Consider the following 22641-nt stretch of genomic DNA (forward strand, 5'->3'; position numbering starts at 1 on the left):
ATCGGAACAACGCCTGGTGCGAGATCTTGGAAAGTTAGGGCGCTATTTCAACCTAAGTCTCCTAGATCTCAAAGCCCGACCCTGAGGCTGGTGACGCTGCGTCAGATTGTCGGGGTAGGGGGTCGCCCTGGCGAGCCGTCGGCCGGGAGCGGTGCCCGCGGGAGCATGCGGTCCATCGCCAACGCGGACCTGGGAAAACTTGACCGCGCATTGTGGGCAGGCTCGCCAACCCTGATCGCGCAAGCTTTCTAGACTCCGAAACCCAGGCGGCGGCAGGTCCCCGCAAAGAGGGCCGGCGGATACCGCGATGATCGTTAGCCCAAAACCCGCACTCTCCCCGGCGTGTCACACAGCTGTAGGGCTAACGATCACCGCGCCACCCCGGACGGTCTTGCGTGTTCGCGGCGCAACCACAAAGTGGCGCACCCGGGCCGTCGGGCCGAGAAATGGGTGAGCGTGACCAACAGCGGACGGGTGAGGCCGCGGGAGCAGCGGTCTGGACCACGGCGGACGTCGCGGTAGCTCAAGGCATTTGAATGTATGGCCGCCGACGACAGGCGGGCGGGAGATCGCGGCGGGTGTCGGTGGGCGACAGTAGGCTCATCGCGTGCTGGAGACGTTCGACGCGGAGGCGGTGCGCCGGTGGTGTGCGGCCGGGCTCGAGTCGTTGCGCCTGCACCAGCACGAGATCGACCAGCTCAATGTCTACCCCGTGCCCGACGGCGACACCGGCACCAACCTCGTGCTCACCGTCGCGTCGGCGCAGCGGGCGATCGCCGACGACGGGGTAGGCGGGGGTGACGACAGCGGCGGCGTGCTGCGGCTCATGTCGCGGGGCGCGCTGCTCGGTGCGCGGGGCAATTCGGGTGTGATCGTCTCGCAGCTGCTGCGCGGGATGGCCGACTCCCTCGCCGACGTGGGCGCCGTCCGGGGGCGGGCGCTCGCCGGCGCGCTGGGCGAGGCGGCCGCGGCGGCGCGGGCGGCCGTGGCCAGGCCGGTGGAGGGGACGATCCTGACTGTCGCCTCAGCGGCCGCGGCGGGGGCGACGGCCACCGGGTCGGACGATCTCGACGCGGTGGCGCGTTCGGCGGCGGGGGCGGCGGCCGCCGCGCTGGCCCGCACGCCCGAGCAGTTGCCGGCGTTGGCCCGCGCCGGTGTTGTCGACGCGGGTGGGCGCGGCCTCTGTGTGCTGCTCGACGCTCTTGTCGCGGTGGTCACCGGGCAGGAGGTGACGTCCGCGCCGGTCGCGCTCGGCCGCCCGGTCACCGCCACCCGCGAGACCGGATCTTCGGAGTACGGGTACGAGGTGCAGTACCTGCTCGAGGCCGGCTCCGCCGCGGTGGAGCGGTTGCGGGCGACGCTGGCGGTGCTGGGCGACTCGCTCGTCGTGGTGGGCGACGAGCCTGTGTGGAATGTGCATGTCCACGTCAACGACATCGGCGCCGCCATCGAGGCGGGTGTGGAGGCGGGGCGGCCACACCGGATCACGGTGACGCGTTTCGAAGACCAGGCGCCGGGTGCGGCGACCGCCGGGCCGACATCGCCGCCCCGCGACCCGGACGGCCGGGGTGCGGTGGTGGCCGCGGCCGGGTCGGGGCTTGTCGAGATCTTCGGGGGCGAGGGCGCGCGGGTGATCGGGGCCAACCCGTCGACGGCCGAGATCCTCGACGCCGTGCTCGCCACCGGGGCCGGGCGGGTGGTGGTGCTGCCCGACGATCCCGACACCCAGGCGGTCGCCGGTGCCGCGGCGCGCGAGGCGCAGGCGTTGGGGGTGCGGGTCAGCGTGGTGCCCACCCGTTCGCCGGTGCAGGCGCTGGCCGCGCTGGCCGTCCGCGACGCGGGCCGTGGGTTCGAAGACGACGTGATCGCGATGGCCGAGGCGGCGGGCGCCTGCCGATACGCGAAGGTCTGCTACGCCAGCCGCGAGGCGGTCACCATGGCCGGCCCCTGCCGCCCCGGCGACGTGCTGGCGCTGGTCGAAGACGAGGTGCACCTGATCGGCGCCGACCTGGCGCAGACCTGCCGCGACCTGCTCGACCGCATGCTCGGCGGGGGCGGCGAGCTCGCCACCCTGCTGCTGGGCTCCGACGCGCCGCCGGGCCTCGGTGACGGGCTGCGGGACCATCTGGCCCAGCGATGGCCGTTTGTGGAGGTGCAGGTGTACGACGGCGGCCAGCCCACCTATCCGCTCCTAGTAGGCATCGAATGACCGATGTGGACACGCCGCTCACCAAGGTGCTCGGCGGCAATACGGCCAAGGCCCTCGCCACCCACCTCGACCTGCACACCGCGGGCGACCTGCTCTACCACTTCCCCCGGCGATACGACGAGCGGGGCGACCACACCGACATGCGTTCGCTCGAGGTGGGCGAAGACGTCACGGTGATGGCGCAGGTGCGGGTCTCCAACAAGCGCAAGATCCGAAACGGCTCCGACGAGATGCTCGAGGTGACCGTCGGCGACGACATGGGTGGCCAGCTGATGCTCACCTACTTCGGGCGCCGCCAGACGTGGCGGGAGAGGGAGCTGCGACCGGGGCGGTGGGGGCTCTTCGCCGGCAAGGTGACCGAGTTTCGGGGCAAGCGCCAGCTCAACAGCCCGCAGTACGTCCTGCTGTCCGACGAGGGCGAGGCGTCGGAGGAGATCGAGGAGTTCGCGGGCGCGCTGATCCCGGTCTACCCCGCGGCGGCGAAGGTTCCTACGTGGACGATCGCGCGGTGCGTCCGCGTCGTGCTCGACGCGGCCACGATGCCGGAGGATCCGCTGCCGGGCGGCGTGCGCGCCCACGGCGGCCTCGTCGACCTCGCCACGGCGCTGCGTGAGATCCACCGGCCGTCGTCCAAAGAGGACCTCTACCGGGCCCGGCGGCGGCTCAAGTGGGACGAGGCGTTCGCGGTGCAGCTGACGCTCGTGCAGCGCAAGCACCGCGCCGCCTCCTGGCCGGCCCGGCCCCGCCGGCAGAGGGAGGGCGGCCTGCTCGCGGCGTTCGACGCCACCCTGCCCTACGAGCTGACCGACGGGCAGCGCACGGTCGGCGGTGAGATCGCCCGCGACCTCGCCACCGCACACCCGATGCACCGCCTGCTCCAGGGCGAGGTGGGCTCCGGTAAGACGCTCGTGGCCGTGCGCGCGATGCTCCAGGTGGTCGACGCCGGCGGTCAGGCCGCGATGCTGGCGCCGACCGAGGTGCTCGCCGCGCAGCACTACCGGGGGATCGCCGAGCTGCTCGGGCCGCTCGGCCGCGCCGGCGAGCTCGACTCGGCCGACGGCGCCACCCGCGTCGCGCTCGTCACCGGCTCGCTGGGCGCGGCGGCCCGGCGGCGGGCGCTGGAGGAGATCGCGACCGGCCAGGCGGGCATCGTGGTGGGCACGCACGCCCTGCTGTACGAAGGGGTCGACTTCGCCGACCTCGGCCTGGTGGTCGTCGACGAGCAGCACCGGTTCGGCGTGGAGCAGCGTGACGCGCTGCGGGCCAAGGGCGAGCAGCCGCCGCACGTGCTCGTCATGACGGCCACGCCGATCCCGCGCACGGTGGCGATGACCGTCTACGGCGACCTCGAGGTGTCCACGCTGTCGCAGCTGCCGCGGGGCCGCTCGCCGATCGCGTCGCACGTGGTGCCGGCCGCCGACAAGCCGGCGTTCCTGGAGCGCGCGTGGCAGCGGATCCGCGAGGAGGTCGCGGCCGGCCACCAGGCGTACGTGGTGTGTCCCCGCATCGGCGACACGTCGTCCGACGAAGACGCCCCAGTGGAGACGGACGACAACGGCAAGCGGCCGCCCGTGGCGGTGCTCGACGTCGCGCCGCTGCTGTCCGACGGGCCGCTGCACGGGCTGCGCCTGGGCGTGCTGCACGGCAAGCTGCCCGCCGACGAGAAAGACACGGTGATGCGGGCGTTCGCGGGCGGCAAGATCGACGTGCTGGTCGCCACCACCGTGGTCGAGGTCGGCGTCAACGTCCCCAACGCGACAGTCATGGTGGTGCTCGACGCCGAGCGTTTCGGCGTCTCCCAGCTGCACCAGCTCCGCGGCCGCGTGGGTCGGGGCTCCGCGCCCGGCCTGTGCCTGCTGGTGACCGAGGCGCCGGAGGGCACGCCCGCCCGCGAGCGCCTCGACGCGGTGGCCTCCACGACCGACGGGTTCCGGCTCGCCGAGATCGATCTGGAGCAGCGGCGCGAGGGCGACGTGCTCGGCGCCACCCAGTCGGGGCGCCGCTCACACCTGCGGCTGCTGTCGCTGCTGCACGACACCAAGCTCATCAACGAGGCCCGGATGGAGGCCATCTCGCTCGTGGAGGAGGATCCCGAGCTCGAGCGCCATCCCGCGCTGGCCGCCTCGGTGGCCGCGCTCGTCGACGAGGAGCGCGCGGAGTACCTGGAGAAGGGCTGACCCACGGCAAGGCCCGCGACGGGTGCGGCCCGCGACGACCGGGGGGTGTCGTCGCGGGCCGCGGAGGGGGTGAAACGGATACTGCTTAGGCGGTAAACCTCATGCGCCGCCGGCGAGCCATGAAGAAGAGCACCGCGCCGAGGGACAGCAGCACGAGCGCGCCGCCCGCGATGCCACCCGCCGCGACACCGGTCACCGGCAGCTCGGGCTCGTCACCGCCGCCACCGCCACCGCCGCAGGACTCCTCGGGCTCCCAGGCGAACGGCTCGCCTTCGACACCCTCGCTCGACGGCGTTACGGTGAGCCCTTCCGAACCGGGGAACGTCACGGTCTTGACCTCACCCGGCGCCACGGTGACCGTCTGAGCGTCACCGGTGCTGGGGGTGAAGGTCGCGGTGAACGGCGCGCCGTCCTTCGGGTTGGTGATCTCGAAGATGAGCTCGTCGCAGGTCGACGCGTAGGCCAGGGTCGGCAGCGCGCAGTCTTCCGGCCGCTCCCAGCTGTACGGCTTACCCACGGGCTCGCCGCTCTCGGTCACGGTGATCTTGCCCGCGTTGGCGGCGGGGACGATGACCTGCTCCTCGCCCTCGGCGACGGTCTTCTCCACCTTGAAGCCGTTTTCGCCGGTCACCACGAACTCGGCCGGCTTGGTGGCATCCGCGCCGTTGATGAGCGTCACGGTGACCCCGGTGCAGCTCGACGCGAACTTGGCGTCGGGGTTCGCCTTCGGCTTGGTGCAGGTGCCGCCGAACTCGACGGTGCCGCTCCGGGTGGCGTCGATCTCTTTCTTGTGTCCGTTGTGCTCGCGGACCCAGCGCATCGACACGGTCAGCTCGGCCTTGGTCTGGTCGCCGGGCACCACGTGCACGCCGAGGGCCTTGCCGCCGGGGGCCACCTCCGTGCCGACGGCGACGCCGGCCACCTTGGTGTCGGCGGGTGTCACTTCGAGCGCGGTGACGGTGCCGGGGATGTCGGTCTCGCTGTTTCCGACGGACCACTTGACGATCCAGGTGCCCGCCGACGTGCAGATGGCCTCGCCGGTGACGGTGGGGTGGTGAGCGCTGGCTGGGGAGGACACGGCGACGGCCGTCATGAGGCCGATAACGGCCGCTCCGACGACGGCGATAGATCGCCGCAGCTTGCTACGGTTCACGCGAACTCCTGAAACAAAGGGGGGTTCTCAGGTCGCGGCCCGGGGCTCAGGCAGGGCAACAGCCGGTCGCGGCCATCTCAGCCGCGGCCCGTCCGACGCCTCCCCAGGTCGTCGTGCCGGCGAGGACGCTGCCGACACAGCGCACGACCTTAGCGGTTCCTGAAGTAACGCAGAGGAATTGAAGCCGAACTAAGAATCCCGTTGTGAACTCGTAATCTTCGATGGCCGGAGTGAAGCGGGGCGATACCTGTGTGTAGTGGAGTGACTGGTGTGACTTGGCCGCCGCGTAGCGTAGCGTCACTCCCATGACCCGCATCGTGGCCGGCACCCTCGGCGGCCGCCGGATCGCGGCGCCCGTCGGCGACCGCACGCGTCCCACCTCCGATCGGGTGCGCGAGGCGCTCTTCAGTTCGCTGGAGTCGATGGTCGACCTGGAGGGAGCGCGGGTCGCCGACCTCTACGCCGGCTCCGGCGCGGTCGGCCTCGAGGCGCTCTCCCGGGGCGCCTCGCACGTGCTGCTGGTGGAATCCGACGCGCGGGTGGCCCGGGTCGTCCGGCAAAACATCGCGGCGCTCGGCGTCGGCCCCGCCGCCCGGCTGGTCACGGCCAAGGTGAGCGGCGCACTGGCCGACGGGCCGGAGGGGGGTGCCTACGACGTGGTCTTCGCCGACCCGCCGTACGCGGCACCCGACGAGGAGCTCACCGCCGTGCAGGCCGCGCTCGTCGACGGCGGCTGGCTGGCCCCGGAGGCCGTGGTCGTGATCGAGCGCTCCACTCGCTCCGGGGTCTTGACCTGGGTGAAAGGAATCACCGCCGAGCACAGCCGACGATATGGGGAGACAACGCTTTGGTACGGTCGCCGATCGTGAGACGTGCGGTGTGTCCCGGCTCTTTCGACCCGGTGACCAACGGGCACCTGGACATCGTGGGCCGGGCCAGCCGGCTCTTCGACGAGGTCATCGTCGGTGTGTTGATCAACCAGGCGAAGACCGGCCTCTTCACCGAGGACGAGCGCATAGACATGCTGCGCGAGGTCACCAAGGGGTACGACAACGTGCGGGTCCTGTCGTTCCGGGGCCTGCTCGTCGACTTCTGCCGCGCGCAGGACGCGGCCGTGGTGGTCAAAGGCCTGCGCGCGGTGAGCGACTTCGACTACGAGCTCCAGATGGCGCAGATGAACATCGGGCTCGCCGGCGTCGAGACCCTCTTCATGCCGACCAACCCGCTGTACTCGTTCATCTCGTCGAGCCTCATCAAGGAGGTCGCGAAGTGGGGCGGCGACGTGTCGGCGCATGTGCCGGACGTGGTGGCGGTACACCTGACCGAGCGCCTGGCGTCGTAACCACGACGCGCCCGGCGGACAACCGGTGGGCGTACCCTGCGCCCCGGGGCCGCATCATGAGGTGAGCACCCGCATCATGTGAAGGTCGGCTGTGGAACGACAGGAGTGAGGCGCAGGTGGACCCGCTCGACCGCATCGACGAGATCATCGCGATCGTGGAGGCCGCCCGGTCGGTCCCCATGTCGCGCACCAACTGCATGGTCGACCGCAGTGAGATGATCAACGCCCTCGACCAGCTCCGCGCCGAGCTCCCCAGCGAGCTGCGGCGGGCCACGGCTCTGCTTGACGAGCGTGACAAGATCATCGACGCGGGTCGCCGCGAGGCCGACCGGATCATCGGCGAGGGTGAGGCCGAGCACGCCCGTCTCGTGTCGGTCAACGAGATCACCGTCTCCGCCGAGCACGAGGGCGCCCGGATCGTCGGCGAGGCCCGCGCGGAGGCCCAGCGGCTGCGCGCGGAGGTCGACGACTACGTCGACACCGCGCTGGCCAACTTCGAGCAGTTCCTCACCCGGGCGCTCGCCTCGATCGAGCGGGGCCGCGACAAGATGCACGCGCTCCGCGAGATCGGCACCTTCACCGGCGAGGAAAACGAGCGGCCACTGCCGTTTTGATACTGAGATCGGCCTCAGGTACCGTAGACCGTCGGCCTCCTACCAGGCCGGAGTCTCATGATGCCCAATCACGCGCAGATCCACCTCGACCCCAGGTCGCCGCTGGTCCTCGACACGAGGGAGCTCCCACGCCGGCCTGGTGCGATGCGTACGGTCACGCGGGTGGTGCCGGCACCGGCAGACCTCGGGCTGGAGCTGATCCGGGTGCCCGAAGGCGCCGATCTCACCCTCGACCTGAGGATGGAGTCGGTCTCCGAGGGCGTGCTCGTCTCCGGCACCGCGTCCGCCCCCGTGGCGGGCGAGTGCGGCCGGTGCCTGCGCCCGATCAGCGACACGGTGGCCGTCACGATCCAGGAGCTGTATGCCTACGAGCACAGCACCACGGACGAGACGGCCGACGAAGACGAGGTCGGCCGGCTACAGGGAGACCTGATCGACCTGGAGCCGGTGCTGCGGGACGCGGTGGTGCTCGCACTGCCGGTCACCCCGCTGTGCCGAGAAGACTGTCCAGGGCTGTGCCCCGAGTGCGGGGTCCACTGGGACGAGCTGCCGGCTGGCCACAGCCACGAGCAGGTCGACCCCCGGTGGGCGGCTCTGACTCAACTGCACCAGAAAGAGGAGTAAGAACCGTGGCGGTCCCCAAGCGGAAGATGTCGCGCAGTAACACCCGGTCGCGCCGGGCGCAGTGGAAGGCCACGGCGGTGGCGACGGTGGCGTGCCCGCAGTGCCGCTCGCCGAAGCTCCCGCACGCGGCGTGCACTGTCTGCGGCACGTACAACGGCCGTCAGATCATCGAGGTCTGACGCTCAGCCGCGCGTGACAGACCCGACCACGGGTCGGGAAGCACAGGCACCGGGGCAGGCTGGCCTTCCCCTTGAGCCTGGCATCGCGCGGATCGCCGTTGACCTCCTCGGCGGGGACGGGGCACCCGCCGTCGTGGTTGACGGCGCTCTGCGGGCATGCGACGCCGATCCCGACCTCCACCTCCTGCTCGTCGGCCCACCTGAAGTGGCCGGCGAGCTGGTTGGCGCGCTCTCACCGGCAGACCGCGGCCGGGTCGCCGTGCGCCCGGTGCGGGCGGTGGTCGGCATGGCCGACGCGCCCACCGGCGCCAAGCGCCCGGACACCACCGTCCGCGCGGCCGTCGCCGCTGTGGCGGAGGGCAGCGCCGACGCGGTCGTCTCGGCCGGGGCCAGCGGCGCGACCGTCACCGCCGCCGTGCTCGGCCTCGGCCGCTGGGCCGGGGTACGCCGCCCGGCGCTGGTCGCCACCCTTCCGGCCGAGGCCGGTCCCGTGGTGCTGCTCGACGTGGGTGCCTCCGTCGAGGCGCGCCCCGGCACGCTGGCCCGCCACGCCGCGCTCGGCGCCGCGTACGCCGCCACCGTCCACCAGGTGAAGCGTCCCCGCGTCGGCCTGCTGTCGATCGGCACCGAGCCGGGCAAGGGAGACCGGGTCCGGCGCGCCGCCGACCCGTTCATCGCCGCGCAGACCCTGCCCTCCGAGGCCCGCTACATCGGGCTCGTCGAGGGCTACGAAGCGTCGCTCGGTGAGCGCGCCGACGTGATCGTCGCCGATGGGTTCACCGGTAACGTGCTGCTCAAGGGCATCGAGGGCACGTACATCAGATGTCGCCCGGACCGGATCGAGGCGCCGCCGCGGGCGGCGGCGCTGGTCGGGGTCGGCGGCGTCGTCATCGTCTGCCATGGCGCCGCGACTGGGGCGGACGTCGCCTCGGGCATCGCACTCGCCGCACATCTGCACCGCCGCGCCGCGGCCACCGAGATCGCCACGCTGCTAGGGGTGAGTCATGGATAAGCGCAAGCGGCCGCCGGCCGACCACCTGGAGACGGCGTTCGGCGTCGCCTTCGACGCGGAGCTGCTGGAACGGGCGCTGACCCACCGTTCCTTCGCGTACGAGAACGGGGGCCTGCCGACCAACGAGCGGTTGGAGTTCCTCGGCGACTCGGTGCTGGGTGTGGTGATCACGACCGCGCTCTTCCACAACCACCCCGACCTGCCCGAGGGCCAGCTCGCCAAGCTCCGCGCCAGCGTGGTCAACATGCGCGCGCTCGCCGACGTGGCACGCGGGCTGGGCCCGAGCGGCCTCGGGCCGTACCTGCTGCTCGGCAAGGGCGAGGAGACCACGGGCGGCCGCGACAAGGCGAGCATCCTCGCCGATACGCTGGAGGCGCTGCTCGGCGCGATCTACCTCCAGTACGGCCTGGACATCGCCGCCGAGGTGATCCACCGCCTGTTCGACCCGCTGATGGCCGAGTCGGCCGGCCGCGGCGCGGGCCTCGACTGGAAGACGAGCCTCCAGGAGCTCACCGCCTCGCTCGGGTTGGGCGTGCCGGAGTATCGGATCGACGAGGCCGGCCCCGACCACGCCAAGACCTTCACGGCGTGGGTGGTCGTGGCCGGCGACCGCTACGGCGGGGCCGAGGGACGCAGCAAGAAGGAGGCCGAGCAGCGGGCGGCCGAGGCGGCCTACCGCACGCTGTCCGCCAAGTTCGGCGAGGCGGTCGGAGGGGACAATGCCGGAGCTTCCTGAGGTCGAGACCGTCCGACAGGGCCTGGCCAAGTGGGTGACGGGGAGGCGGATCGCGTCGGTGGAGGTGCGCCACCCGCGGGCCATCCGCCGCCACCTGCCCGGCGCCGACCACTTCGCCGCGGTACTTTCCGGCCACACGGTGGTCGACGTGTGCCGCCGCGGCAAGTACCTGTGGCTCCCCCTCGACTCGGGCGACGCGATCATCGGCCACCTCGGCATGTCCGGCCAGCTGCTCTTCCAGCCCGACGACGCGCCCGACGAGGCACACCTGCGGATCCGCTTCCGCTTCGACGACGACGGCCCGGAGCTGCGCTTCGTCGACCAGCGCACGTTTGGCGGCCTGTCGGTCTCGCCCGGCGGCGCCGAGCTGCCCGCGGAGATCGCGCACATCGCCCGCGACCCGATGGACCCGCTCTTCTCCGACGCCGACTTCGTGACCAACCTGCGCCGCAAGCACACCGAGGTCAAGCGCGCCCTGCTCGACCAGACCCTGATCTCCGGCGTCGGCAACATCTACGCCGACGAGGCACTGTGGCGCGCCAAACTGCACGGCGTCCGCCCCACCGACGCCATCACCAAGCCGGCGGTCGCGCGGCTGCTCGGCCACGTCCGCGAGGTGCTCTCCGAGGCGCTGGTCGCGGGCGGCACGAGCTTCGACGCGCTCTACGTCAACGTCAACGGGGAGAGCGGCTACTTCGACCGCTCGCTCAACGTCTACGGCCGCGAGGGCGAGCCCTGCAACCGCTGCGGCGCACCCATCCGCCGCGAGCCCTTCATGAACCGCTCCTCCTTCAGCTGCCCCCGCTGCCAACCCCGCCCCCGCCGCCCGATCAGAGCCACCCCTTAGAAGGCGTGGGCTACCGCGACGTCCGCGGTGGTCCGGACCGCTGCTCCCGCGGCCTCACCCGTCCGCTGCTGGTCACGCACTCCAGGTGGTCGCGCCAGGCCCACAGACCTCGGCTAAGACAGGGTGTGCGCGTGAACCCCTTTGCTCTGCTTCCCTTTAGTGGGCACCCGCCCAGCAAGCCCGGCGACCACTTGCGTCGCGATGATCGTTAGCCCGAAATCCGTACTGTCCTCGGCGTGTCACACAGCTACAGGGCTAACGATCATGGCGCGGTCCACATGTCGAGCACGTTCCCCCGAATGGCGGGATGCCAAGCCCAAGACCTAGGCGACTACGAGGGCACCGAACGAGCCACACCCGCTCAGGAAAGGTCCCGCCGGAGGCGAAACAGGGGTAACCGCGAGCAACAGCGAATGGGTGAGGCCGCGGGAGCGACGGAGAGCGACCACGACGGGCGTCGCGGTAGCTCGGGAACTGATCTTTAGGAGCAGGCGACCCCCTATGCCGGCGGCCTCTCGTCGGGGTATTCCCCGAGGTCCGACTTCCGGGGCCGGGGCGGGTCGGACCCGGATGTAGCTGAGCGTCCCGATCCCTAGCGTCAGGTGCTGTGAACAAGAGACTGGCGGAGGGGGAGCCCGGGATGGGCAAGCGACCGGTAACGGTGCGGGTCGCGCGATGGAGCGCGGAGCACCCGTGGCGCGCCATCGCGCTGTGGGTGGTGTTCGTGGCGGTGTGCTTCGTGGGGGGCAGCGCGGCCGGCCTCAACGAGGCGACCGACGAGGACCAGGCGATCGGCGAGGCCGGTCGGGCGTCGGTGATCGAGATTCACGGTGACTTCGAAGACCCGGCGGTGGAGAACGTCCTCATCACCGCCCCCAGTGGACAGTTGAACCGGGCGGCGGCGGACGCGGCGGCGGCCGACGCGATCGCCAAGATGAAGGCCACCGAAGGTGTGGCCAAAGTGGACGAGCCGGTGCCGGCGCGGGATGGTTCGGCGCTGCTGATCGGGGTCACCATGAGCGGTGACCCGGACACCGCCTCGGATCGGCTCCAGCCGCTTCAGGACACCACCGCGGCTCTCCAGGAGGCGCACCCGCAGGTGCGGATCGAAGAGGTCGGTGGGCCGTCCATCGGCAAGGCACTCGACGACACGCTCGGCGAGGACTTCCAGCGGGCCGAGATGCTGAGCCTGCCGGTCACGCTCGCCATCCTCATCATCGCGTTCGGCGCGCTCATCGCGGCCGGTGTGCCGGTGTTGCTGGCGATGTCGTCGGTGTTCGCGGCGATGGGGCTGTCGACGCTCGCCTCACACCTGCTGCCGTCGACCGACACCACCAACAGCGTGATCCTGCTGATCGGCCTCGCGGTGGGCGTGGACTACTCGCTGTTCTACATCAAGCGCGAGCGGGAGGAACGGGCCAAGGGACGTACCCACCTCGACGCGGTGGAGATCGCCGCGGAGACGTCCGGGCACGCGGTGGTGGTTTCGGGTATCGCCGTCATGATCGCGATGGCCGGGCTCTTCCTCGCCACCGACGTGGTGTTCTCGTCGCTGGCCGTGGGCTCGATCCTGGTGGTCGCGGTCTCGGTGATCGGCTCGCTGACCGTGCTGCCGGCACTGCTGGCCAAGCTCGGCCGCTGGGTCGACCGGCCGCGCGTGCCGCTGCTGTGGCGCCTTCAGGCCCGCCGCGCGGGCACGCCCCGCTTCTGGCCGGCGCTGCTCCGCCCGGCGCTGCGCCGCCCGCTGCTCGCCCTGGTCCTCTCGGTCGGCGCGCTGCTGGCCCTCGCGGCGCCCGCGATGGGCATGAAGATGAAATTCCCGGGCATGGAGGACCTGCCCCGCACCACGCCGGCCATGCAGGCGTACGACCGGCTGACCGCGGCGTTCCCGAGCACCGGCACGGCACACTTCCTCGCGGTGGAGGCGCCGGCGGCCGAGGCGGCACAGGTGAAGGCGGCGTTGACCGCGCTGGCGCAGAAGGCCGGGAGCGACCCGCTCTTCGCACCGGTCGAGGCCGACGGGCCGGACATCGAGCAGTCAGCCGACGGCACGGTGAGCGTGCTCCAAGTGGCGACGCCGTACCACACGCGCACCGACGAGGCCCGGCAGTCGCTGGACAAGCTGCGCGACGTGTACGTCCCCGAGGCGATGTCCGGGCTGTCCAAGGTGGACTATGCGGTCGGCGGCGACGTGGCCGGCAGCGTGGACTACGCGGCACACATCCGGGACAAGCTGCCGCTGGTGATGGCGTTCGTGCTGATCCTCACGTTCGTGGTGATGGTGCTGACGTTCCGGTCGGTGGTGGTCGCGCTGACCTCGATCCTGCTCAACCTGCTCTCGGTCGGCGCCGCGTACGGCCTGCTGGTGCTCGTCTTCCAGGGCACGTGGGCGGAAGGGTTGCTGGGCTTCACGTCGATGGAGTCGATCGTGACGTGGCTGCCGCTCTTCCTCTTCGTGGTCCTCTTCGGACTCTCGATGGACTACCACGTCTTCGTGGTCAGCCGGATCCGCGAGGCTGTCCAGCGTGGAGTGTCCAACCGGGACGCCGTGGCGTACGGCATCACGAGCTCGGCGGGCACGGTGAGCAGCGCGGCGATCGTGATGGTGGCGGTGTTCTCCATCTTCGCCACGCTCAGCACGATCGACATGAAGCAGCTCGGCATCGGCCTCGCGGCGGCGATCCTGCTCGACGCGACGATCATCCGGGCGGTCGTGCTGCCCTCGGTGATGACGCTGCTGGGCGACGCCAACTGGTGGGCACCGCGCTTCCTGCGCAAGCGCCCGCCGGCCAAGCACGCCGGCGAGCCCGAGCGGGAGCTCGCCTCCGTCCACTAAGGAGTGGCGTCTACCAGGTGCGGGTTTCGGCTACCACGCCGAAGCCCGCACCGCGCCATTCCATCATCTTTCGCGCGGTCTCGGCCTGGGCCGCCGGCACGCCGTAGACGAGGTGGCCGTCGCCCGGCGCGGCGCCCTCGCCGGACCAGCGCTGGTAGTCGGCCCAGTCGCCGTCGAAGACGCAGATCGCGGCGTCGAGCGCCCGGTATCCCGGGTCCACCGGCCGCCCCGGGTTGAGCAGCACCACCTCGAACCCGACCCGGTGCGCCACCCGTACCGCCAGCGCGACACCGCCCAGCCCGGCCCGGTCGCCCGGTGCGCGGTCCAGGAAGACCCCGTCGTGCGGCTCGGCGGCCAGCCGCTCCACCGCGTCGAGGACGTCCGCGAGCGGCCGCTCGCCGTACTCCAGGTCGATCCTGGCGAACTTCTCCATCAGTAGCGCTCGGGGTCGAAGACGGCGTGCGCGGCCAGCACCAGACCGGCCACGTAGGTGACGGCGAGCGCGGCGACGGTGGCCGGCAGCAGCGCGCCACCGGCCGCGAGCGCGCACAGCGGCCCGGCGGCGACGACCGCGGCCACCGCCGGACGCCCGCGCGCGGCGAGCAGCGCGGTCAGCGCCAGCACGCCGCCGAGCAGCAGCACCGCCGCGCACCCGAGCACAAGGCCGCGCGCGCCGGGGTGGCCGGAGAGCGAGTACGGCAGCCGGTACGCGGCCGCGCCCAGTGCCACGCCCGCCACGAGCGGCGGCACCAGCGCACCCACGGTCACCGTGCCGAGGTCGCGCACCTCGCGGTGGAACGCCCGCAGGTCGTCGTGCGCGTCCGCCGCGGTGGCGGCGCGGGCTTCGTGCCAGCACACCACGAAAACCAGCAGGGGTACGCCGAGCGCGAGCACCACCGCGCCCGGTGCCGCACGCCACACGAGGACCGCCGTGGCGCCCTGGCACAGCGCGGCGGCGACACCGGCGAACGGGGCGTGCGCGTGGATCCGCACCGCGCCGGCGAGCATCAGCCCGCCAGCGACGGGAAGGATCTCCACCCGGTCCCACGCGCCGGACAGCAGCGCCGCGGCGGCCAGCCAGGCGGGCACCGCCCAGCCCAGGCCGCCCCTCGTCCCGGCGACAAGCGCGTACCCGGTCAGGCCCACCCCGACGGCCAGCGGCCGGTCGGCGGTGGGAGCCAGCGCGCACGCGGCGATGACCAGCGCGGTACCGCTGGCGGCGTACATCCAGCCGCGCGCGGCGGCCCAGCCGAGCACGGCCGCGAGCGCGGGCACCTGCCACTCGACGCGGGCCAGCTCGTCCGCGGCGGCGAGGGCGCAGACGACCGGCGTGAGCAGGAGCGCGGAGCGGCGGAGCGCGGCCCACAGGTACGGCTTCGGGCGGGGTGCGCGCGCCGGCGGCCGGTCGAGCAGCGCGAGCACCGCCTCGCCGAGCGCGAAGACGCTGGGCTGTCCGTACCGCCGGGCGGCCACCTGGTCGTTGATGCCGGCCGCCTCCAGCGCCCCGACGAGCTCGTCGACGTCGGCCACGCCTTTGTCGAAGCGCTGTGCCAGCTCGTGGAGTGCCTTCACGCGGCCACGTCCCGGTACAGGTGGTCGTAGGCGCGCCGCATCCCGTCCACTGTGAACAGGCGCAGCGCCCGCGCCCGCCCGGCCGCGCCGAGCCGTCGCCGCCGTTCCGGGTCGTGCAGCAGCTCGACGCAGGCGGCGCCGAGCGCGACCGGGTCACCGGGCGGCACGACCACGCCCGCGTCGCCCACCGCCTCGGCCACCGCGCCCACGTCGGTGCTGACCGTCGGCCGCGCGCAGAGCATCGCCTCCACGAGCGCGTCGGGGGTGTGCTCGGCGATGCTGGAGGAGGCGACGACGTGGCCGGCGGCGTACGCCTCGCGGCTGGACGGGGCCGGACCGGCGAACGTGACGCTGTCGCCGAGCCGGAGCCGTTCCACGAGGCGGCGGCACGTGTCCAGGTACCCGATGTCGGTCGTGGGTCCGGCGAGGGTGAGTCCGGCGTGCGGCACCGCCTCGCGGACCCGGTGAAACGCGCGGATCAGCGTGTGCAGGTCCTTGTGCGGCGCGATCTGCCCGACCCAGACGACGGCCGGCGCGGGTGGTTCGGTCTCCAGCGGCGCGTACCGCACCGGCTCCACGCCGCCCGGCACCACGACGACCTTGGCCGGGTCGGCGCCGTCGCGCAGCTCCCAGCGCTGGTGGAAGCGGCTGGCCGAGGCGACGAGCGCGGCCTCCGCGTACCCGAGGCGGCGCAGCGCCCGGTGGTAGCGGAGCAGCACCGCCTTCACCGCGGGCGTCCCGTCGGCCGCGTCGAGAGCGGGCGGGCGGTCCTCGGTGAGCAGCAGCGGGGTGCCCGCGCGCCAGCGGGTGGCGAGCGCGACCAGCAGCGCCGGGCCGGCGGCGACGGCGTGGCAGAGGTCGGCGGCGGGCGGGCGCACGGCGAGCGGCCGCAGCGCGCGGTCGAGGTGGTCGGCCGCCCGGCGGGCGTCGCGGACCGAGAGGCGGGGGAGGGCCGGCTCGCAGCGGGCCGCCTGCCAGGCGTCGAGCAGGACGTCGGGGAGGGGTACGCCGCGCAGTGGGGCACCGCCGGCGGCGGCCAGGTCGGCGAGCAGGCGCAGGCTCTCGGCGAACATCGCCGCGCCCTGCTCGCCGTCGGTCAACAGCCCCCGGCAGAGCAGCACGGCGGCCGTGGTGGCCGCCCTTCGCCGCCCGTGCCGCGCCAGGCGCCCGGCGGGGGCGGGCCGGCGGTCGCCGAGGGGGTGGAGGAGCGCGTTGGGCGGGAGGGTGTACGCCGCCTCCCGCCGCTCGTGGGAGCCGAGCGCGACGACGTGGAACGTGTGCCGGTCGAGCCCGTGCACAAGCCGGTGGCACCAGTCGCCGGGGCCACCCTTGACGTACGGGTAGGAGTCGTCCGTTATGAGCGTTACCCGCATGCAGGGGGCAACGATCCAGGTCGAAACCAACGGCTGAGCTGTCAGCTACGCGACAGGTCAGACCACAGAACCGAACATCTGTGTCCAGTACGGGGAGCCGTCGCTCGCGTACGCCAGGCCGACGCCGATCGCCTTCGCGGAGCAGTTGAGGATGTTGGCGCGGTGGCCGTCGCTGTTCATCCAGCCGTCCATGACGGCGGCCGGGGTGCGGTAGCCCATGGCCACGTTCTCGCCGATCGCGTTCGTGTAGCCGGCCCGCTCCGAGCGCTGCCACGGCGAGCTGCCGTCACTGCCGGTGTGCGACATCTTGTTGTGCTCGGCCTGGTCCTGGCTGTGCAGGCGGGCCGCGGCGGCGAGCTTGGTGTTGACCTTGACCGCGCCGCAGCCGGCGGCCGCCCGCTCCTGGTTGGTGATCTCGACGACCTTGTTCTCGTCGGCGGACTGGGCCGGGCTGCTGCCGCCGCTCGTCGCCGGGCGCGTGGTCGTCTTGGTCGGCGAACGCTTCGGCGTCGGGCTCGTCGTGGTGCGCGGCTTGGCCTTGGTGGTGGGCGTCGGCTTGGGGCTCGCGTCCGGGCTCTGGCTCGGGGTGGCGGTCGCCGCCACGGCGACGCCGAAACCGCCCGTACCGCCGGCTTCGTCCGCGCGCTCGGAAGCCGTCCGGTCGCCCCCCGAATCGCCGCCACCGGTCAGGTTGGGCCGGAGCACCGCCGCGCCCGCGCCGAAGGCCAGCAGCAGGGCGCCGACCAGCACCGCGAGGGCGAGAGGGCCGGGCAGGCGGCGCGTGGGCCGGTGCCGGCCGGTGTGCCTCGTGGGCGCATCGGCGTCCATTGGATCCCTTCCAGAGTCAGGACTGGGCCGAGCCGGACGGTACGGGTGCGCTCCCACCTGGGCAATCGCCCTAAGGAAGATCTAAGACGCCGCCAAGGAAGCGTTTGATCATGGATCCGGGGGTGATCTGGGCCCGGTTAACTTGACGAAGCGGGAGGATCGGCGGAGTATAGGGGCGTCGCCAGTCGCGCCCAATCATGCCCACGCGTGCCCGTGGGCTGATAGTCGCGAAGATAGCTGGGCGCGCGTTGGCCGGCCACTCCGGCAGCGCATTACAAGGAGACGATATGGCGAAGGCCCTCTACGGCCACGTTGGTGCGGCGCCCGATCGGCGCCTCCTCGACGAGGTCACCCGACTGCGTGCCAGGGTTCAGGCACTGGAGTTCGAGGTCACCAGGCTGCGAGCAGAAAACGACCGGCTCGCGGCGGCCGCCGCCGAGGCAGGAGACCTGCTGAGGCTGCCCGAACCGGCTCTGACCTGACCTCCCGGGCGCCGGGCATCCGGCGCCCACCGCCTACAACTCAATCGCATCGCACACACCGCGCGCCGACACAACAAGTGGCGGCGCGCAGCTTTTTGTCGTTGTGCATACGTGCGGCGTGCCGAGTGCGTCGTACCAGGTCGGGTTACCCTGCCATGGAAGAGTCCCTGCGAGCGGATAGAAAGACGTGCATTTAAAGAGCCTGACGGTGAAGGGCTTCAAATCCTTCGCCTCCGCCACGACGTTGCGACTGGAGCCGGGCATCACCTGCGTGGTGGGCCCCAACGGCTCCGGTAAGTCCAACGTCGTCGACGCGATCGCCTGGGTGCTCGGTGAGCAGGGGGCGAAGGCGCTCCGCGGCGGCAAGATGGAAGACGTGATCTTCGCCGGCACAGCCGGCCGCGCGCCGCTGGGCCGCGCCGAGGTCACGCTCACCATCGACAACACCGACGGCGCGTTGCCGATCGACTACACCGAGGTGTCGATCACGCGGCGGATGTTCCGGTCGGGCGAGAGTGAGTACGAGATCAACGGCAGCTCCTGCCGCCTGCTCGACATCCAGGAGCTGCTCTCCGACTCCGGCATCGGCCGGGAGATGCACGTCATCGTGGGGCAGGGCCAGCTCGACGCCGTGCTGCACGCCAAGCCCGAAGACCGGCGCGCGTTCATCGAGGAGGCGGCCGGCGTCCTCAAGCACCGCAAGCGCAAGGAAAAGGCGCTGCGCAAGCTCGACGCGATGCAGGCCAACCTCAACCGGCTCACCGACCTGACCGCGGAGCTGCGCCGCCAGCTCAAGCCGCTGGGCAAGCAGGCCGAGGTGGCCCGCCGTGCCGCCGGCATCCAGGCCGACCTGCGCGACGCCCGACTCCGCCTGCTCGCTGACGATCTGTCCACATTGCGCTCCACTCTGGACAAGGAGATCGCCGACGAGACCGCGCTGCGCGAGCGGCGCGAGCTCGTCGAGCACCAGTACGGCGAGGTGGGGCGGCGGCTGGCCCAGCTCGAGGCGGCGCTGGCCGAAGACGCCCCGCTGCTCGCCGCCGCGCAGGACACCTGGTACAAGCTGTCCGCCTTGCAGGAGCGCTTCCGCTCGACCGAGCAGTTGGCCAGCGAGCGGCTGCGCCACCTGTCCGCCACGCCCGACGACGAGCGTCCCGGCCGCGACCCGGAGCAGCTCGCCGCCGAGGCGGAGCGGGTGCGGGCCCAGGAAGACGAGCTGCGCGCCGCGCTCAAGGCCGACCAGGCACACCTCGCCGAGGCCGTCGAGCGCCGCCAGGAGCTGGAGCGGCAGCTCGCCGACGCCGAGCGGGCCCTGCGCGCCGCCGCGAAGGCGATCGCCGACCGCCGCGAAGGGCTGGCAAAGCTGAGCGGGCAGGTCAACGCCGCCCGCGCGCGTACGACGAGCGCCGCCGAGGAGATCGCCCGGCTCGCCGCGGCCCACTCGGACGCCCAGGGGCGCGCCGAGAAGGCACAGGCCGAAGTGGACGCCGTGGCCGCGCTCTCCAGCGAGGCCGACCGCGACAACGCCGACCTCGACGCCCAGCACGCCGAGGCGGTGGCCGCGCACGACGAGGCGGCCGCCCGCGTACGGGCGCTGAGCGACGCCGAGCGGACCGCGGAAAGGGAAGCCGCGACCTGGAAAGCGCGCGAAGACGCCCTGGCGATGAGCCTGCGCCGCAAGGACGGTGCGGGCGCGCTGCTGGCCCGCGCCGACCAGGTGCCCGGCCTGCTGGGCAGCCTCGCCGGCATGCTGACGGTCCGGCCCGGCCACGAGGCCGCGCTCGCCGCGGCGCTGGGCGGCCTGGCCGACGCGGTCGCGGTGGCCGGCGTCGACGAGGCGACCGAAGCCATGCGGCTGCTCAAGATCCAAGACGCCGGGCGGGCCAGCCTGCTGGTCGGCAGCCCCGGCGGCCCCGGCATGATCGGGTCGCTCGACGCGCTCCGTCCGGCCCTCCCTGACGGCGCCGTGTGGGCCCCCGACGTGGTCGGCTGCCCCGACCAGATTCGCCCGGCCGTACACCGGGCGCTGCGCGACGTCGTGCTCGTGCCCGACCTCGCCGCCGCGACCCGCCTCGTGGCCGCCAACCCGGAGCTGCGCGCGGTCACGCCCGACGGCGACGTCGTCGGCGCCTACGCGGCCGCCGGTGGCTCCGGCAAGGCACCCAGCTACCTCGAGGTGCAGGCGGCGGTCGACGAGGCCAAGGCGCGCCGGGCCGAGGCCGAAGACGTCATGGCCGACGCCCGGGAAGAGCTCACCGCCGCCCGCGCCGAGGTGGCCGCCCACAAGGAGGTCGTCGCGGTCGCGGCGGCCGCCCGCAAGGAGGCGGAGAGCCACCGCAACGCCGCCGCCCGCCGCCTCGCCGAGCTGGGCGCCGCCGCCCGTTCCGCCAAGGCCGAGACCGAGCGGCTCGCCGCCTCCCGGGCCAAGGCCGAGGAGGCCCGCGAGCGCGACCTGGCCGCGCTCGACGACCTCGAGGAGCGGCTGCGGCTGGCCGAAGACACCGCGGTCGACGAGGAGCCGGACACCGACGAGCGCGACCAGCTCGCCGGCGCCGTGCCACAGGCCCGGCAAAACGAGATGGAGGTCCGCCTCGCGGTCCGCACCGCCGAGGAGCGGGTCGCCTCCATCGCCGGCCGGGCCGACTCGCTGGCCCGCCAGGCCGCCGCCGAGCGGGCCGCCCGCGAACGGGCCGCCGCCCGCCGGGCCGCACGGGCCCGCGGCGCCAACATCGCCCGCGCCGTCGAGGTCGGCGCCCGTGAGGCGCTCGCCCGCGTCGCCGTGTCGCTGGCCGACGCCGAACGCACCCGCGACGAGATCGCCCAGTCGCGGTCCGCGCGCGAGGCCGAGCTGTCCGAGGTACGGGGTTCGGCCAAGCGCCTCGGCGCCGACCTGGAGCGGCTCACCAGCGAGGTACACCGCGACGAGGTGGCCCGCGCCGAGCAGCGGATGCGCATCGAGCAGCTGGAGATCAAGGCGGCCGAGGATTTCGGGCTCGACGTCGAGACGCTCGTCGCCGAGTACGGCCCGCAGCAGCCGGTGCCGCCGACGCAGGTCGAGGTCAACGCCGCACTCGCCGAGGACAAGACACCGCCGGAGCCGGTCGCCTACCACCGCCCCACGCAGGAAAAGCGGGCCGCGAAGGCCGAGCGCGAGCTGACGCTGCTCGGCAAGGTCAACCCGCTGGCGCTGGAGGAGTTCGCGGCGCTGGAAGAGCGCTTCAAGTTCCTCTCCGACCAGCTCGAAGACCTCAAGGCCACCCGCCGCGACCTGCTCACCGTGGTCAAGGACGTGGACGACCGCATCCTGGAGGTCTTCACCAGCGCGTACGAGGACACGGCCCGCGAGTTCGAGCAGGTCTTCACGGTGCTCTTCCCGGGTGGCGAGGGCCGCCTGGTGCTCACCGACCCGGAAGACATGCTCACCACCGGCGTCGAGGTCGAGGCCCGCCCTCCCGGCAAGAAGATCAAGCGCCTCTCGCTGCTCTCCGGCGGCGAGCGCTCGCTCACCGCGGTGGCGATGCTCGTCGCGATCTTCCGGGCGCGGCCCAGCCCGTTCTACATCATGGACGAGGTCGAGGCGGCCCTCGACGACGTCAACCTCGGCCGCCTGATCACGCTGATGGCGCAGCTCCGCGAAAAGAGCCAGCTCATCATCATCACCCACCAGAAGCGCACGATGGAGGTCGCCGACGCGCTGTACGGCGTGACCATGCGCAGCGGTGTCACCGAGGTGATCAGCCAGCGCCTCTCCAACGACGAGGAAGGCTGAGCGTGGTCCGCGCCCGGCCCACCGCCCTGCTCGTAGACCTGGACGGCGTGCTGCGCCGCTGGGACCCGGAAGTGCCCGCGCGGATCGAGGCCGCGCACGGCCTGCCGCCGGGTTCCCTGGAGAAGACCGCCATGGACTGGTCCCGCCTCCGCCCCGCGATCACCGGCGAGGTCACCCACGCGGGCTGGATGGCCGGCGTGGCCGAGGCGTTGGGCGCGCCCGAGGCCGTCGCCGAGTGGCAGCGATACCGCGGCGAGGTCGACCCGGACGTGCTGGCCTTCGTACGCGAGGCGCGGGCCGGTGGTGTGCCGGTCGCGATCGCCACCAACGCCACCGACACCCTCGACGCCGACCTGGCGACCCTCGGCCTCACCGGCGAGGTCGACGCCGTGGTCAACTCATCGGCGGTCGGCGCGCACAAGCCCACCCGCGAGTTCTTCGCCGCGGCCGCGAAAGCCCTGCGCACGCTGCCCGACCGGATGCTGCTGATCGACGACTCAGACCGCTTCGTGCGCGGCGCGCGCGTGGTCGGGCTCTCCGCGTACCGCTGGAACGGCCCGGCCGACCTGCCCTACCTGCGCGCCGCCCTCGGCCTGAGCTGAGGCATATTTGCCCCGGTCCGCGCCAGCTGCGGACCGTATGCTCCCGCGGGCACCGCTCCCGGCCGGCTCCTCGCTTGGCGCTCGTCGAAACCCCGGCCGTCCACTGCCAGGCCCGCGTGCCAAGCCCGCCGGACGCCTTCTCCCACCCGCCGAAAGCCCAATCCAGCGCCGGCCTCGCCCATCGAGACTGGTGGCGGGTTTCCCTGTCGGGTGAAAGCTTTGTCCACAATGTCCCTTGTCGGATGGATCGACGGAGGCGACAGCAGGCATTGTCGCTGTCAGTAAC

General features: G+C 72.6%; 19 protein-coding genes. 14 read left to right on the plus strand and 5 right to left on the minus strand.

Going from position 1 to position 22641, the window contains the following annotated elements:
- Positions 1-607: 607 nt before the first annotated feature.
- Together ACTMTJ_RS06715 and recG are read left to right on the plus strand one after the other, a co-directional pair.
- Positions 608-2209, plus strand: a complete 1602-nt coding sequence (locus ACTMTJ_RS06715) for a DAK2 domain-containing protein (RefSeq protein WP_441215227.1) — start codon at positions 608-610, stop codon at positions 2207-2209.
- Positions 2206-4386, plus strand: coding sequence for an ATP-dependent DNA helicase RecG (recG, locus tag ACTMTJ_RS06720; RefSeq protein WP_441215228.1), 2181 nt, complete (start codon positions 2206-2208; stop codon positions 4384-4386). The genes ACTMTJ_RS06715 and recG overlap by 4 nt, the downstream gene beginning before the upstream one ends.
- An 85-nt stretch (positions 4387-4471) precedes the next feature.
- Here recG and ACTMTJ_RS06725 read toward each other — a convergent pair whose 3' ends face one another.
- Positions 4472-5539, minus strand: coding sequence for a cell wall anchor protein (locus tag ACTMTJ_RS06725; RefSeq protein ID WP_441215229.1), 1068 nt, complete (start codon positions 5537-5539; stop codon positions 4472-4474).
- Between the two features lie 305 nt (positions 5540-5844).
- Between ACTMTJ_RS06725 and rsmD the strand changes: the two genes are divergently transcribed.
- The 9 genes from rsmD to ACTMTJ_RS06770 all read left to right on the plus strand — a co-directional run bounded on the left by rsmD (position 5845) and on the right by ACTMTJ_RS06770 (position 13729).
- On the plus strand, positions 5845-6408 hold the full coding sequence (rsmD, locus tag ACTMTJ_RS06730; protein WP_441215230.1) for a 16S rRNA (guanine(966)-N(2))-methyltransferase RsmD: 564 nt from the start codon (positions 5845-5847) through the stop codon (positions 6406-6408).
- Positions 6405-6881 (plus strand): pantetheine-phosphate adenylyltransferase, encoded by a 477-nt coding sequence (gene coaD, locus ACTMTJ_RS06735; protein WP_441215231.1) that lies wholly within the window; start codon positions 6405-6407, stop codon positions 6879-6881. The genes rsmD and coaD overlap by 4 nt, the downstream gene beginning before the upstream one ends.
- Positions 6882-6997: 116 nt before the next feature.
- Positions 6998-7495, plus strand: a complete 498-nt coding sequence (locus ACTMTJ_RS06740) for a hypothetical protein (protein WP_441215232.1) — start codon at positions 6998-7000, stop codon at positions 7493-7495.
- A 60-nt stretch (positions 7496-7555) separates the two neighbouring features.
- Positions 7556-8119: a YceD family protein gene (locus tag ACTMTJ_RS06745; protein WP_441215418.1), complete on the plus strand. Its 564-nt coding sequence runs from the start codon at positions 7556-7558 to the stop codon at positions 8117-8119.
- Between the two features lie 5 nt (positions 8120-8124).
- Positions 8125-8298 carry a 50S ribosomal protein L32 gene (gene rpmF / locus ACTMTJ_RS06750; protein ID WP_441215233.1) on the plus strand — a complete coding sequence of 58 codons (174 nt, stop codon included), beginning with the start codon at positions 8125-8127 and terminating at the stop codon, positions 8296-8298.
- Positions 8299-8311: 13 nt separating this feature from the next.
- Complete coding sequence (locus ACTMTJ_RS06755; RefSeq protein WP_441215234.1) at positions 8312-9310, plus strand: phosphate acyltransferase PlsX; 999 nt, start codon at positions 8312-8314, stop codon at positions 9308-9310.
- Positions 9303-10046, plus strand: a complete 744-nt coding sequence (gene rnc / locus ACTMTJ_RS06760) for a ribonuclease III (protein WP_441215235.1) — start codon at positions 9303-9305, stop codon at positions 10044-10046. Before ACTMTJ_RS06755 ends, rnc begins: the two co-directional genes overlap by 8 nt.
- Complete coding sequence (mutM, locus tag ACTMTJ_RS06765; RefSeq protein ID WP_441215236.1) at positions 10030-10893, plus strand: bifunctional DNA-formamidopyrimidine glycosylase/DNA-(apurinic or apyrimidinic site) lyase; 864 nt, start codon at positions 10030-10032, stop codon at positions 10891-10893. The genes rnc and mutM overlap by 17 nt, the downstream gene beginning before the upstream one ends.
- A gap of 607 nt (positions 10894-11500) precedes the next feature.
- Positions 11501-13729, plus strand: coding sequence for an MMPL family transporter (locus ACTMTJ_RS06770; protein WP_441215237.1), 2229 nt, complete (start codon positions 11501-11503; stop codon positions 13727-13729).
- 10 nt (positions 13730-13739) lie between these two features.
- Here the strand turns inward: ACTMTJ_RS06770 and ACTMTJ_RS06775 are convergent, their stop codons facing one another.
- The 4 genes from ACTMTJ_RS06775 to ACTMTJ_RS06790 are packed head-to-tail and all read right to left on the minus strand — an operon-like array spanning position 13740 to position 17502.
- Positions 13740-14162 carry a spherulation-specific family 4 protein gene (locus ACTMTJ_RS06775; protein WP_441215238.1) on the minus strand — a complete coding sequence of 141 codons (423 nt, stop codon included), beginning with the start codon at positions 14160-14162 and terminating at the stop codon, positions 13740-13742.
- On the minus strand, positions 14162-15301 hold the full coding sequence (locus ACTMTJ_RS06780) for a hypothetical protein (RefSeq protein WP_441215239.1): 1140 nt from the start codon (positions 15299-15301) through the stop codon (positions 14162-14164). Before ACTMTJ_RS06780 ends, ACTMTJ_RS06775 begins: the two co-directional genes overlap by 1 nt.
- A complete protein-coding gene (pelF, locus tag ACTMTJ_RS06785) occupies positions 15298-16674 on the minus strand; it encodes a GT4 family glycosyltransferase PelF (protein WP_441215240.1) in 1377 nt (458 codons plus the stop codon). Before pelF ends, ACTMTJ_RS06780 begins: the two co-directional genes overlap by 4 nt.
- A 57-nt stretch (positions 16675-16731) precedes the next feature.
- Complete coding sequence (locus ACTMTJ_RS06790; RefSeq protein WP_441215241.1) at positions 16732-17502, minus strand: CAP domain-containing protein; 771 nt, start codon at positions 17500-17502, stop codon at positions 16732-16734.
- 287 nt (positions 17503-17789) lie between these two features.
- Here ACTMTJ_RS06790 and ACTMTJ_RS06795 point away from each other — a divergent pair, with 287 nt between their 5' ends.
- The 3 genes from ACTMTJ_RS06795 (at position 17790) to ACTMTJ_RS06805 (ending at position 22355) form a co-directional block, all read left to right on the plus strand.
- Positions 17790-17984: a hypothetical protein gene (locus tag ACTMTJ_RS06795; RefSeq protein WP_173041801.1), complete on the plus strand. Its 195-nt coding sequence runs from the start codon at positions 17790-17792 to the stop codon at positions 17982-17984.
- 187 nt (positions 17985-18171) lie between these two features.
- On the plus strand, positions 18172-21753 hold the full coding sequence (smc, locus tag ACTMTJ_RS06800) for a chromosome segregation protein SMC (RefSeq protein WP_441215242.1): 3582 nt from the start codon (positions 18172-18174) through the stop codon (positions 21751-21753).
- Between the two features lie 2 nt (positions 21754-21755).
- Complete coding sequence (locus ACTMTJ_RS06805) at positions 21756-22355, plus strand: HAD family hydrolase (RefSeq protein ID WP_441215243.1); 600 nt, start codon at positions 21756-21758, stop codon at positions 22353-22355.
- Positions 22356-22641 lie beyond the last annotated feature (286 nt).

Source organism: Phytohabitans sp. LJ34, assembly GCF_052068095.1.
In the GTDB taxonomy this organism is placed as follows: domain Bacteria; phylum Actinomycetota; class Actinomycetes; order Mycobacteriales; family Micromonosporaceae; genus Phytohabitans.

Coding starts and splice junctions, on each gene's coding strand:
- rnc (WP_441215235.1), top strand. CDS start 9,303: ATGGATAAGCGCAAGCGGCCGCCGGCCGACCACCTGGAGACGGCGTTC.
- pelF (WP_441215240.1), bottom strand. CDS start 16,674: ATGCGGGTAACGCTCATAACGGACGACTCCTACCCGTACGTCAAGGGT.
- recG (WP_441215228.1), top strand. CDS start 2,206: ATGACCGATGTGGACACGCCGCTCACCAAGGTGCTCGGCGGCAATACG.
- ACTMTJ_RS06790 (WP_441215241.1), bottom strand. CDS start 17,502: ATGGACGCCGATGCGCCCACGAGGCACACCGGCCGGCACCGGCCCACG.
- rsmD (WP_441215230.1), top strand. CDS start 5,845: ATGACCCGCATCGTGGCCGGCACCCTCGGCGGCCGCCGGATCGCGGCG.
- mutM (WP_441215236.1), top strand. CDS start 10,030: ATGCCGGAGCTTCCTGAGGTCGAGACCGTCCGACAGGGCCTGGCCAAG.
- ACTMTJ_RS06795 (WP_173041801.1), top strand. CDS start 17,790: ATGGCGAAGGCCCTCTACGGCCACGTTGGTGCGGCGCCCGATCGGCGC.
- ACTMTJ_RS06745 (WP_441215418.1), top strand. CDS start 7,556: ATGCCCAATCACGCGCAGATCCACCTCGACCCCAGGTCGCCGCTGGTC.
- ACTMTJ_RS06775 (WP_441215238.1), bottom strand. CDS start 14,162: ATGGAGAAGTTCGCCAGGATCGACCTGGAGTACGGCGAGCGGCCGCTC.